Origin of the sequence: Brachybacterium sp. NBEC-018 (genome assembly GCF_024860185.1) — a bacterium.
GTDB lineage: Bacteria > Actinomycetota > Actinomycetes > Actinomycetales > Dermabacteraceae > Brachybacterium > Brachybacterium rhamnosum.
Map to the genome: position 1 here is coordinate 226,534 of NZ_CP100650.1, position 11,569 is coordinate 238,102.

The 11,569-nt window shown below is 76.3% G+C and carries 11 protein-coding genes; 2 read left to right on the top strand and 9 right to left on the bottom strand.

Annotation, left to right across the window (positions count from 1 at the left end):
• Positions 1–6: 6 nt before the first annotated feature.
• Positions 7–939 carry an aminotransferase class IV gene (locus NLU66_RS01010; protein ID WP_259361100.1) on the bottom strand — a complete coding sequence of 311 codons (933 nt, stop codon included), beginning with the start codon at positions 937–939 and terminating at the stop codon, positions 7–9.
• Between the two features lie 70 nt (positions 940–1,009).
• Positions 1,010–2,311 (bottom strand): WXG100 family type VII secretion target, encoded by a 1,302-nt coding sequence (locus NLU66_RS01015; protein WP_259361101.1) that lies wholly within the window; start codon positions 2,309–2,311, stop codon positions 1,010–1,012.
• Between the two features lie 163 nt (positions 2,312–2,474).
• Between NLU66_RS01015 and NLU66_RS01020 the strand changes: the two genes are divergently transcribed.
• On the top strand, positions 2,475–3,431 hold the full coding sequence (locus tag NLU66_RS01020; RefSeq protein ID WP_259361102.1) for a DMT family transporter: 957 nt from the start codon (positions 2,475–2,477) through the stop codon (positions 3,429–3,431).
• A gap of 25 nt (positions 3,432–3,456) precedes the next feature.
• Here the strand turns inward: NLU66_RS01020 and NLU66_RS01025 are convergent, their stop codons facing one another.
• The 4 genes from NLU66_RS01025 to NLU66_RS01040 form a co-directional block, all read right to left on the bottom strand.
• Positions 3,457–4,299: a hypothetical protein gene (locus tag NLU66_RS01025; RefSeq protein WP_259361103.1), complete on the bottom strand. Its 843-nt coding sequence runs from the start codon at positions 4,297–4,299 to the stop codon at positions 3,457–3,459.
• Between the two features lie 63 nt (positions 4,300–4,362).
• Positions 4,363–5,730, bottom strand: coding sequence for a galactokinase family protein (locus NLU66_RS01030; RefSeq protein ID WP_259361104.1), 1,368 nt, complete (start codon positions 5,728–5,730; stop codon positions 4,363–4,365).
• The gene (locus NLU66_RS01035) at positions 5,727–6,560 is read right to left on the bottom strand and encodes a sugar phosphate nucleotidyltransferase (RefSeq protein WP_259361105.1); all 834 of its coding nucleotides are present in this window, start codon (positions 6,558–6,560) and stop codon (positions 5,727–5,729) included. The genes NLU66_RS01030 and NLU66_RS01035 overlap by 4 nt, the downstream gene beginning before the upstream one ends.
• Entirely contained in the window at positions 6,557–7,297 is a 741-nt protein-coding gene (locus tag NLU66_RS01040; RefSeq protein ID WP_259361106.1) for a DUF402 domain-containing protein, read from the bottom strand. Before NLU66_RS01040 ends, NLU66_RS01035 begins: the two co-directional genes overlap by 4 nt.
• A gap of 91 nt (positions 7,298–7,388) precedes the next feature.
• Between NLU66_RS01040 and NLU66_RS01045 the strand changes: the two genes are divergently transcribed.
• Entirely contained in the window at positions 7,389–7,781 is a 393-nt protein-coding gene (locus tag NLU66_RS01045; RefSeq protein ID WP_259361107.1) for a hypothetical protein, read from the top strand.
• A gap of 10 nt (positions 7,782–7,791) precedes the next feature.
• On the opposite strand, the gene NLU66_RS01050 is transcribed toward NLU66_RS01045, so the two are convergent.
• The 3 genes from NLU66_RS01050 to NLU66_RS01060 all read right to left on the bottom strand — a co-directional run bounded on the left by NLU66_RS01050 (position 7,792) and on the right by NLU66_RS01060 (position 11,567).
• On the bottom strand, positions 7,792–9,033 hold the full coding sequence (locus NLU66_RS01050) for an MFS transporter (protein ID WP_259361108.1): 1,242 nt from the start codon (positions 9,031–9,033) through the stop codon (positions 7,792–7,794).
• 147 nt (positions 9,034–9,180) lie between these two features.
• Positions 9,181–10,419: an NAD(P)/FAD-dependent oxidoreductase gene (locus NLU66_RS01055; protein ID WP_259361109.1), complete on the bottom strand. Its 1,239-nt coding sequence runs from the start codon at positions 10,417–10,419 to the stop codon at positions 9,181–9,183.
• A 32-nt stretch (positions 10,420–10,451) separates the two neighbouring features.
• Positions 10,452–11,567 (bottom strand): cysteine desulfurase family protein, encoded by a 1,116-nt coding sequence (locus NLU66_RS01060; protein ID WP_259361110.1) that lies wholly within the window; start codon positions 11,565–11,567, stop codon positions 10,452–10,454.
• Between the last annotated feature and the right edge of the window lie 2 nt (positions 11,568–11,569).

Consider the following 11,569-nt stretch of genomic DNA (forward strand, 5'->3'; position numbering starts at 1 on the left):
CCGCGCTCAGGCGCGGCCGGCGATCGCGTCGCCGAGCCGGGCGGTGAGCGCGGCGTCCACGGGCAGGTCCACGCCGTCGAGCTGCGTGATCGGCGCGGCGAGACGGCCCGAGGAGAGCAGCCAGGCGCCGTCGGCCTCGCGCACCTGCTCGATGGTCAGCAGCTCCTCGCCGCACTCGGCGCCCTCGGCCCGCAGCAGGGCGAACGCGCTGGCCACGCTCGTGCCGGGCAGCACGCCCGCGTCCACCGGGGTCGTCACGTAGCGGTCGCCGAGTCGCACGAGCAGGGTCGACGTCGGCCCCTCGAGGGCGTAGCCCTCGGAGGAGACGAAGAGGACCTCCTCCGCGCCGCGCCGCTGCGCCTCGCGCAGCACGGCCATGTTGACCGCGTAGCTGAGGGTCTTGGCGCCCGCGAGCAGCCAGGGGCTCGACGCCGGCGCGGTGGTGGGCAGTCCGCGGTCCAGGGAGACGACGCTCAGCCCGGCGCGGGCGGGGGCGTAGTCGTCCGCGACCCGGGCGTGGATCCAGCAGCTGGGCACGCCGCTGCCCTCGACGCCGCGGGTGAGCGAGAGGCGCACGGTCAGCTCGGGCACCGGCGGGTGGGCGGCGACGGCCGCCTCGAGCGCGGCGCGGAGCACGTCGTGGTCGGGGCCCGCGAGGTCGATCATGGCGGCGCTGCGGGTGAGCCGGTCCAGGTGGGGGCCGACGTTCGCGAGGGTGCCGTCGAAAGCGCCGAGGGTCTCGAAGACCCCGTCGCCGCGGGTCGCGACGTAGTCGGTGATGAGGAGCTGCGCGGCCGACGGGTCCGCCTCGCGGAAGTCCGGTGCGCCGCCGGCGGCGGGACCGTAGGCGCCCTCGACGAGGATCAGCACCGGGGCGGGTGCGGCGCCCTCGGGGCGGGCCTGGTCGGTGCCGGGCTGGACGGCGGGCGTGGACGTCATCGGTTCCTCCTGTCGGCGCGGCCGCGGGGGTGCGCGCGGCCGGGTCCAGGGTAGACCCGGCCGGGCACGCTCAGGAGCGGCCGATCTCCGCCCCGGCGCCCCCGGCGCGGGAGCTGCCCGGGCCCATGGCCTCGCCCATCATCTGCAGGATCCGCTCGAGCAGGCTCATGCCGCCCTCCTCGGTCCGGACTCCGACGTGGGAGGCGACGCTGCCGCCGCTCTGGCCGGCGCCCTCGGCGGTTCCGCCGCCGGCGCCGCCGGACGCGCCACCGCCGGACCCGCTGCCCGATCCGCCGCCGTCGCCCGCACCGCCGGAGCCGGAGCCGCCGCCCGAGCCACCACCGGAGGAGCCGGAGCCCCCACCGGAACCGGAGCCCCCGCCCGAGCCACCGGATCCCTCGGACCCCGCACCCTCCTGCGAGGACCCACCGGCGGAGCCCTCCGCAGAGCCGCCGCCCGCGGAGCCCTCCGCAGAGCCGCCGCCCGCGGAGCCCGTGCAGCCGCCCCCGCCGGCGCCGAGCTCGTCGCCGATGCCCAGGGCGTCCCCGGCCCCGAGCCCGGCCCCGAGATCACTGCCGAGCCCGCCGCCCGCACCGGAGAGGAGCTGCGCGAGCCCCATCCCGGCGCCCACGCCCGCGAGGAAGCTCTCGAGGTCCAGTCCCTCGCCGCCCGCACCGCCCATGCCTCCGCCGAGCATGTCGCTCAGCGCGGAGCCGATGAGCCCGCCAAGCAGCCCCGCGAGCAGGCCCGCCTGGCCCTCCGGGGTGTCCAGGAGCTCGGCGAGCGCCTGCTGGAGCGGGCTGCCGCGGTCGCCGAGCAGCGCATCGAGGATCGCCGCGGGGTCGCCGGAGGCGAGGGCCTCGGAGAACTCCGCGAGCGCGCCCTCCTCCGACGCCTTGCCGTCGGCCGTCCCACCGCCGGACGTTCCCCCACCGGACGCCCCGCCGTCGGCCGCGCTGCCACCGGCACCGGAACCACCACCGGAACCTCCGGCCGCGCCGCCGCCACCGGAGCCGGCTCCCGCACCACCACCGACACCGGAGCCCCCACCGGCACCCGATCCCGCACCGCCGCCGCCCGACCCGGAGCCCCCGCCCGGGGCGTCCGGCGCCGAGGAGGCGTCCTGCTCCTCCGCATTGTGCAGGAGCCGCCGGGCCTGCTGGCGCAGCTCGACGGCGCTGTCCTCGAGGCCGGCGCGCACGCTCCCGCTCCAGCGCGCGCGGAAGCGGTCCGCGTCCTCGCCCGTCCACTCGGTCCCGTCGATCGCGGAGCGCAGCTGCGCGTACAGGCCGTCGATCTCGTCGGCCCGGCGCGAGACCGTCGCACCGAAGGCGCGCAGCGCCTCCGTGTCCGCCCCGATGAAGGTGCTCATCCGTCCTCTTCCCCTGCCTCGGCCCTGGTCGTCCCCCGGTCCCGCTCACCGTAGCGGCGGTCCCGCTCCCCCGGCGATGGGGAGCACTCCCCATCCCCGGGGCTTGCGGAACGCGCGGACCACCTGCACGGCCACCCCCGCGCCGGGCATACAGTGGGCCGCCGTGAGCGACTCCCCTGCCGAGACCCCCGCACCCCACCACCACGTGCCGCGCTGGGCCCTGCCCGCGGCCGTCGCCGGCGGTGTGCTCGGAGCGATCCAGTCCCGGCTGAACGCCGACCTCGCCGCCTCCCTCGACGACGGCTTCGTCGCGGCCGCGATCTCCTTCGGCTCGGGGCTCGTGCTGATCCTCGTGCTGCTCGTGTTCCTGCCGCGCGTGCGCACGCTCACCCGGGCCTTCGTGGGCGATCTGCGCAGCGGCGCCTTCCCCTGGTACCTCGCGCTCGGCGGCCTCGGCGGCGCGACCTTCGTGCTGGGCCAGGGCCTCACCGTGGGTCTCGTGGGCGTGGCCCTGTTCATCGTGTGCGTCGTCGCGGGGCAGACGGTCACCGGGCTCGTCGTGGACCGCACGGGCCTGGGGCCCGGCGGGGTGCGGCACCTGACGCCCACCCGGCTCGTGGGCGCTCTGCTCATGGTCGCCTCGGTGGCCCTGGCGATGTCCGGCGGGATCGCGACCGACGCGCCCTGGTACCTGCTCGCCCTGCCGATGGTCGCGGGCGTCGCGATGGGGCTGCAGCAGGCGGTCAACGGCCGGGTCTCCCAGCACAGCGGCCACTTCATGGTCGCGACGCTCGGCAACTTCGTCGTCGGCACCACGGCCCTGGTCATCGCCGCGCTCGTGCACGTGCTGGTCGTGGGGGCGCCGCAGCCGCCGCCCGCGAACCCGCTGCTCTACCTGGGCGGGGCGATCGGCGTCGCCTTCATCGCTCTCGCGGCGCATCTCGCGGGACCGCTCGGCGTGCTGACCCTCGCGATGTCCACGATCGCCGGCCAGATCATCGGCTCCGTCGTGATCGACGCGGTCGCCGCGCCGGGCCATCTGACGCCGTTCACGATCGCGGGCACGGTGCTTACGCTCGTCGCCGCCGGGGTCACGGCCTCGCGGCCCCGGCGGATCTGACGGGCGCCTCCCCCGACCGTCCTGCTCAGTCGGGGACGACGGCGAGCACGCGACCGCCCGCACGCCAGGCGACGTGCCAGTCCAGCGGGTCCCCGGGCAGCTCCGCGTCGATGACGGCGACGCGCGCGCCGAGCGGGGCACCGCGCAGGTCCGCGACGGCGGTCGCGCCCTCGGGCAGCGTGGGCAGGGGGCCGGCGCCGGCATCGGCGGCCGCGACGATCGGCAGCTCGCGGGCGGCGAGCGCGGCCTCCCGCTCCGGGTCCTCCTCCGCGCCGAGGCCCAGGACGTCGGCCAGCAGGTGCTGCTCGAGCAGCTCCCCGAGCACCTCCGCGCGCAGGGTGTCCTTGCCGGCGGCGTCCTCCCCGTGCAGCTCCACGACGCGCGCGTCGAGCTGCGCGAGGGCGGCCTCGAGCGCGTCGGCCACCTGGGTCATCCAGCCGGCGAGGTCCTCCGCGGCGAGGGTCAGGGCGAGGTCCTCGCCGATCCCGTGCACCGCGCCGGGGGTCCCGGCGTCGTCGAGGGTGAGCACCACGGCCACGTCCTCCCCCTCGTACAGGGGGTAGTAGGTGGTGTGCTCGCCGAGCAGCGTGTACGGGCCCACGTCCACGCGCTCCTCGACGAGGAGGTCGAGCACGCGCAATCCGCCGGCCTCGATGCCGCCGATCTCGTCGACAATCTGCTCGAGCGCGGGCGGCGGGTCCGCGGCGACCTCCTCCTCGCCGGTCGCGAGGCCCGGCAGGAGGGTGACGTCCTGCGCGTGGGAGGTCGCGATCGAGCTGAGGCGGTCCACGATCGGGCGCAGGTCCCGGATGGGCAGGACGGCGGCGGGGGCGGGCCAGGACAGGTGGGAGGGGACGGGCGCGGTCATGCGCTCATCGTGGCACAGCCGCCCCCGCGATCACCCTGCCGAGCGGGCCCTTCCGCGCAGGGCTCACTCCTCGGGGTCGAGGCGGTGCGCGCCGGGGCCGGGCCGGGTGACGAGCGTCGTGGCGCGGGCGCCGGCCTCGGGGAACTCCTCGCGGTACGCGGCGAGCCATCGCTCCTCGAACTGCTCAGCGAAATCCTCAGCGAACTGCTCAGCGGACTCCTCCGCCTGCACCCCGTCCGCACCGTCGGCCCCGTCGGCCCCGTCGGTCGCCTCCGCACGGCCGACGAGGGCCCACACGCTGCCGCCGAACCCGGCGCCGAAGGCGCTCGCGGCGTGCGCGCCGAGCTCCCGGGCGAGGCGCTGCAGGCGCACCGTCTCGGGGACCTGGTTGCCGAGGCCCGTCTCCGCGCCGGCCTGCGACTCGTCGACGAGCGAGCCGAGCTCCGCGAGGTCGCCGTCCTCGAGGGCGAGCGCCGCGGCGGGCACGATCCGCTCCGACTCGGCGACGAACTGCTCGAGCCGGCCGGTGAGCGGGCTGTCCTCCCCCACGAGCTCCCGCAGCCGGGAGAGCGCCGCAGGGCCGGTCGCGAGGGCGTCCGCGAGGGTGGACTCGGTGCGGCCGGTCGCCTGCTGCCAGCGGGTGACGATCTCGCGGGCGGCGAGGGAGATGCGGTTGTAGTCCGCGAGGGCGGCGCCCGTCTTCTCCGCGTCCACGCCGCTCACGGCGACCACGAGGGACAGCCCCGCGGGCAGCGCCACCTCCCGCTCGCGCCGCACGGGGCAGAAGGAGTACTGCACGAGCGCGCCGTCGACGCCGCAGAGGATCGCCGTGTGGTCCTCGCTGCCGCCGAAGGTGCCCACGCCGCGGTCCCCCGCGAGCGAGCCGAAGCTCTGCCCGTTCTCCACGCAGCCCAGGTACTCGCCGAGCTGCTCGTCGGTCGTGATCTCGGTGGTGAAGGGCGGCTCGTCGGCCACGCCGGCGAGGTCGAGCAGGGCGAGGGCGAGGCCCACCACGAGCGCGGAGGAGCTGGACATGCCCGCGGCGAGCGGGAGCGTCGAGGTCACGTGCACCTCGGCGCCGCGCAGGCGGCCCGGGAAGTTCGTCTCGAGGCGCTCGACGACGGTGCGCACGTAACCGCCCCAGTGCCCGGGCGGGGAGGGATGGCGGGCGGGGGCGTCGAGGTCGACGACGACGGGATCGCCGGCGAGCGCGCTGGTCACGTGCAGCTCGCGGTCGGTGCGCTCGACGGCGCGCACGGTGTGGCCGAGGTCGACGGCGGCGAGCAGGGAGCGGCCGCCCGCGTAGTCGGTGTGCTTGCCCAGCACCTCGATGCGCCCGGGCACGAACCAGGTCGCGGTGCGCGGGCTGGACCAGTCCGCGTGGGTGGGCTCCTCCGCCTCGCGGCGCAGCTGCTCGAGGACCGTGCTCACAGGGACACCTCCACGCCCTCGAGCGCGCGGGCCACGGCGGCGACGTCGGCCCGGGAGGAGAGGTCGAGCACCCCGGCCTCGACGGGGACGACGGTGAACGGCTCCCCCTCGCTGATGAGCAGGCGCACGGCGTCGATGATCTCGAGCTCGCCGCGCACGGAGGGCTCGATGCGCGTGCACGCCTCGAAGATCGAGGCGGTGAACAGCCACGCGTTCATCGAGATCGGGCAGTCCCCGCCGAGGTTCTCGAGGGTCTCCTCGTCCGGCTTCTCGATGATGTTGCGCAGCTGCTGGTGCTCGTCCACGGCGGCGACGGCGAAGGCGCTGATCCTGTCCTCGGCGATGTTCGAGCCGGCGACGAGGGCGTCCCGGTCGAAGCCGACGAGGGCCGCGCCCTGCACGGCGACGAGCGCCTCGAGCGCCTCGCGCGGGTAGAAGTTGTCCGAGTTCAGCACGACGATCCGCTCGTGACCGGCGAAGTCCGCGGCGGCGGCGACGGCGTCGGCCGTGCCGCGCGGCTCCTCCTGGACGGCGGTGGTGACGGTGAGCCGGCCGCCGCTGCGGGATGCGGCGTACTCCCGCAGCACGTCGTGCTCGGGACCGATCACGAGGCACACCTCGGTGATGCCGACGTCGGCGAGGGTGGAGAGCACGTAGTCCAGGAACGGCCGGCCCACGTCGATCAGGGCCTTCACCCCGCTCGCGGCGACGCTCGCCTGCGCCTCGTCGAGATCGGCGTCCGCGTCCTCGCGGCGCATCCGGGTGCCGAGCCCCCGCGCGAGGATCACGGCGCGGCGGACGGCTTCGTTGTCTTCGGTGTCGTGGCTCACCCGGCCGAGTCTACGGAGTGACCGGGCCGCGGGGAGAGCTCCTGCCACCCCGACGGCAGCGCCACCGGGAGTGCGTCCGACGGGGGCGCCCATCGGTCCCAGTCCGCGCCGACGAGACCCTCGCGCCGTTCGAGCAGGCCGCGCAGCTCCTGGCCGGTCGCGGCGATCCGCTCGGCGATCTCCGGGGACGCGGTGCCGTTGCCGACGAACCAGGCGAGCTCGTCCTCGTCCTTCATCCTCACCTGCCAGTCCTCGGTGGCCGGGTCCCCCTCCGCGACGACGTCGAGCGCCCAGTCCTGCATGTCGTACCCCAGCGGGGTGCGGCGCCAGGGCGCCTCGAGGTTCCCGTACCAGCTCCGGGTCCAGTCCGTGCCGTCGTGCCAGCGCCAGATCGACCAGGGCTCCCCCGGTCGATGCACGCGCACCACGGTGGTCCCTCGCCAGGCCCCCAGCTCATAGCGCCCGTCCCAGTCCCCCGGCGCGACGAGCCGCCCGTTCGGCCCCGAGCGGGGGCCGCTGCGCCCGGCCGTCCCGGAGCCGGGGGCGGTCATCATCACGATGAGATCCTCGTCGTCCTGAAGGACGGTCCCGCCCACGGCGAACCCCACGGCCGGCCCCGTCTCGGGGAAGACGCGGACGCTGCGCTGGACGACGCTCGCGCCGATCGGGTGCGGCGGCACGGGCGGTTCCGGGGGCGGGACGGGGAGGTCGCCGAAGGAGCTCGTCGATGTGTCCATGGCCGCCACCGTACGCATCGGGCGACCGCGCCGCCCGGCGGACGCCTAGGCTCGGGGGCGACCGAGAGCAGCAGACCCCAGGAGGCCGGGAATGAGCACGGAGCAGGCGACGTCGGGTCCTCGCCGGTGGATCGGGCAGGCCGTCACGTCGCTGCTCCTCGCGGGAGGCGTGCTCATGCCGTACGCGCCGTGGCTGATCCCGAACGGCGTGGCGCGCGTGGTCGTCATGGTGGCGCTGCTCGCGGCGGGCCTGCTGGTCTACGCGGTCGCGATCCGCCGGGCGGGACCGGAGCACGCGGGTGCCCCCGCGCCCACCGCCTCGCGGCTGATCATCGTGGGGGTCGTCGGGCTCTCGGTGCTCTCCTCGCTCGTGATCGAGAGCATCCATGCGCCGCTGTGGTTCCCGCTGCTGGTCGTCGTGGCGGCGCTGCTGCTCCTCGCCTTCCGGCTCGACGCCCGCCCGCGCGACCCCTCCCGGCGCTGAGCCCGGGCGCTCACGCCGCGGGGGCCTCCACGGGCCGCGGCTCGCGGGCGCAGAGCGCGGTGACCACGGCGGCGGCGACGGCGAGCGCGCCGTAGCCGATGACGATCTGCTCCACCCCGTACCAGCGGGTGAGCTGGCCGGAGACCAGGCTCGCGGCCATCGCGCCGCTGTAGGAGAGCAGGTAGACGGCAGCCATGGTGGGGGCGGTCTCCGCGGGGGTCGCGGTGGAGAGCACGGAGCGCACGCTCGCGCTCATCGCCATGCCCTGGCCGGCGCCCGCGACGATGCTCGCCGCGATGAACAGGACCACGCTGTCGAGGGCGAGCGCGGTGAGCACGCCGAGCACGCCGATCGCGAAGAGGGCCATGCCGGTGCGCTGCGCGGTCCGGATGCACATCCGCCCGCCGACCGGGGCGCCGAGCACGCTCGGCAGCATGTAGGCGGAGAACACGACCGCGAAGACGACGGCGTCGTCGGTGCCGAGGCCGTCGGCGACGACCGACGGGCCGAAGGCCTGGTAGAAGGAGCCCATCGCCCAGGTGGAGACGACGACCGCGGCGAGCGCCGGCAGCAGCGGGCGGGCGGCGACGGGCACCGCGACCCGGGGTCGCAGGGAGGCGAGGGCGCCGCGCAGGCGCGGGCCGGTCTCCGGGGCGATCGCGAGCGCGAGCAGGCACAGCGTCATCGCGCCCGCGCCCACGAGGAACACGGTCGTGGTGGGGCGCGGCCCGTGCTCGACGAGCAGCCCGGAGCCGAACGCTCCGAGGGTGAGCCCGACCATCGGGGACTGCGAGGTGATCATCGTGGCGAGCCAGGCGGGGCGGCGGGGCGCGGCGTCGACCACGTAGCTCATGACGGCGCTGCTCGCGATCCCGCAGCCGAGGCCGGAGAGGAAGCGGCCCAGGGCGAGCGGGGCGAGGGAGTCCACGCGGAGCATGACAAGCGCCCCGGCGAGCAGCAGCGCGGCGGCGGCGGCGAGGGCGAGCGGGCGGCGGCCCAGGTGGGTGGAGAGCCGGCCCAGCACGAGCAGCGCGAGGATCGTCCCGGCGAAGTAGGCGACCGTGGCCAGGGAGAAGTCGCCGTCGGTGAGGCCGTCGGCCCGGCGGTAGGTCGTGAACAGCGGCACCGGCGACGAGGACACCGCGAAGGCGAGCACGAGGGTGAGGGTCGCGGCGACGAGGGCGCGCGGGGAGGCGCGGTGCTCCGTCCCGAGAACGGTGGCGGTGACGGGCTGCGCGGGGGCGGCGGGCATGGGGCTCCAGGGGGTCGAGCAGGGTGGGTTCTCGCGGTGACGCGGGCCGGGCGGGGCCGACGGGCCCGCGTCATCGTCCAGGATCCTCCGTCACCGCGGAGCGTGGGAGTGCCCACCGGTACCCCTCAGCGGTCCCTGCGCGCCGGCTCAGCCGCCCGGGGCGATCCGCTCCCGCAGCGCGGCGACGTCGGCCACGTCGACCTTCCCGTCGCGGGAGTCGGCGAGCAGCTCGCGGGCGGCGGGCACGGAGTCCCACGTGTTCCACAGCAGCACGCCGACGATCCGGCCGTCCTCGACATGGTGGACGACGGCCGCGCCGCCCTCCTCGTCCCACAGCTCGACGTTCTCGCCGCGGCCGTCGAGGCGGCCCACGGCCTCGTAGCCGTCGTCGAAGAGGTCGGAGTAGAACAGCGGGGTGTACGCGTACTCGGCGTCCCCGCCCGCCATGGCCGTCCCGGCGGCGGTCCCGGAGGCCTCGGCGTGGTCGATGTGCTCGACGTGGCGGGCGCCCAGCAGCGGGTCCTCGAAGCGGATGACGTCCCCGGCGGCGTGGACGTGCGGGGCGGAGGTGCGCAGGTGGGGGCCGACGACGATCGCACCCTGCTCGTCGAGCTCGAGGCCGGCGTCCCGGGCGAGCTCGGTGCGCAGGCGGGCGCCGAGGGCGAGCACGGCGACCTCCGCGGTGAGGGTGCGGCCGTCCTCCCCGCTCAGCGTGAGGCGCTCCCCCGCCTCGATGCCGGCGAGGCGGAAGCCCTTCTCGAGCCGCACGCCGTGGCCGCCGTACACGCGCCCGAGGTGCGCGGTGATCGAGGCCGGGAAGAGGCTCTCGCCGATCGCCTGCCCGGAGATCGCGAGGGTGACGGAGGCGCCCGCGACGCTCAGCCCGGCGGCGATCTCGGTGCCGAGGTAGCCGCCGCCCACGACGACCACCTCGGTGCCCTCGCCCACGAGCTCGCGCAGGCGGCGGTAGTCGGCGACCTCGCGGAGGGTCACGATCCGCGGGTCCTCCGGGGCGCCGTCGAGGGTCCGCGCGGCGGATCCGGTCGCGAGCAGCAGCTCCCCGTAGTCGACGCTCTCCCCCGTGCCGAGGGTGACGGTGCGCGCCTGCGGGTCGATCGCGGTGACCTCGGTGCCGGTGAGCAGGGTCGCGCCGGTGTCACCGGCGGTGCCGAGGTCCTGCGAGGCGGGGTCCGGGTCCTCGCCCGTCCAGAGGTCCTTGGTGAGGGCGGGCCGGTAGGCGGGGGCGTCCTCCGCGGCGGAGACGAGCAGGATGCTCGCCCCCTCCTGCTGCTCGCGGATCGCGCGGGCGGCCTTGTCCGCGGCGATGCCGCCTCCGACGACGACGTGGTCGTAGCTGCTCTGCAGGGCGGGCGATGACGAGGTCATGGTGGCTCCTTCGCGAGGCGGACGCCGCCACCCTAGCCCTCGCCCAGCACCGCCGCGAGGGCACCGACCGCCTGCTCCGCCTGCCCGGCGGTGAGGTCCCCGGGGAGGGTGAGCCGCACGGCGGTCTGCGCGGCCTCCCGGTCGATGCCGAGGGCGGTGAGCACGTGCGAGGGCTCGTCGCTGCCGGCGGCGCACGCGGAGCCGGAGGAGGCGACGACGCCGCGCCGCTCGAGGTCCAGCAGCACGGACTCGCCGCTGCGGCCGGGGACCAGGAAGGAGGCGTGCCCGGGCAGGCGCGCCTCCCGGGGCCCCGTGAGCACCGCCCCGGTGCTCTCCGCGGCCTCGAGCAGCAGGTCCCGCAGCGGCGCGATCCGGGCGGCCTTCTCCTCCCGCTCGGCCTCCGCGAGCTCGAGGGCGACGGCGAGCGCCACCGCGAAGGCGACGTTCTCCGTGCCGGAGCGGCGGCCGCCCTCCTGCCCGCCGCCGTGGACGAGCGGCTCGATCGGCAGGCGGCCGCGGATCATCGCGAGGCCGGTCCCCTTGGGGGCGCCGATCTTGTGGCCCGCGAGGGTGAGGGCGTCCGCGCCGAGCCCGCGCAGGTCGATCCACCCGGCGGCCTGCACGGCATCGGTGTGGAACAGGGCGCCCGCGTCGTGGGCGACCGCGGCCAGCGCCGCGACGTCGCTGACGGCGCCGATCTCGTTGTTCGCGGCGGCGAGGGAGACGAGCGTCGTGTCCTCCCGCAGCGCGGCCCCGAGCGCGGCGGGGGTGATGACGCCGTCGGTCCCGGGATCCACGAGGGTCACCGAGAAGCCGTGCACCCGCCGCAGGAAGTCGACCGACTCGAGCACCGCCTCGTGCTCGAGAGGGGAGGTGACCAGGTGCTTCCCCCGCGGGGAGGCCAGCGCCAGGCCCTTGATCGCGAGGTTCGCGGCCTCGGTCCCGCCCGCGGTGAAGACGACGTCGCTGCGGCGCACGCCGAGCACGGCCGCGGCCCGGCGCCGGGCATCCTCGAGCCCCGCGGCGGCGGCCTCCCCCACCGCGTGGTGGCTCGAGGGGTTGCCGAAGGTGCCGGTCAGGTACGGCCAGGCGGCCTCGAGGGCCTCCCGCCGCACGGGCAGCGTCGCGGCGGCGTCGAGGTAGATCACGC

Excerpts from the sequence above, each read along its gene's own strand:
- NLU66_RS01010 (WP_259361100.1), bottom strand. The coding sequence starts at position 939 with ATGACGTCCACGCCCGCCGTCCAGCCCGGCACCGACCAGGCCCGCCCC.
- NLU66_RS01015 (WP_259361101.1), bottom strand. The coding sequence starts at position 2,311 with ATGAGCACCTTCATCGGGGCGGACACGGAGGCGCTGCGCGCCTTCGGT.
- NLU66_RS01025 (WP_259361103.1), bottom strand. The coding sequence starts at position 4,299 with ATGACCGCGCCCGTCCCCTCCCACCTGTCCTGGCCCGCCCCCGCCGCC.
- NLU66_RS01040 (WP_259361106.1), bottom strand. The coding sequence starts at position 7,297 with ATGGACACATCGACGAGCTCCTTCGGCGACCTCCCCGTCCCGCCCCCG.
- NLU66_RS01045 (WP_259361107.1), top strand. The coding sequence starts at position 7,389 with ATGAGCACGGAGCAGGCGACGTCGGGTCCTCGCCGGTGGATCGGGCAG.
- NLU66_RS01050 (WP_259361108.1), bottom strand. The coding sequence starts at position 9,033 with ATGCCCGCCGCCCCCGCGCAGCCCGTCACCGCCACCGTTCTCGGGACG.
- NLU66_RS01055 (WP_259361109.1), bottom strand. The coding sequence starts at position 10,419 with ATGACCTCGTCATCGCCCGCCCTGCAGAGCAGCTACGACCACGTCGTC.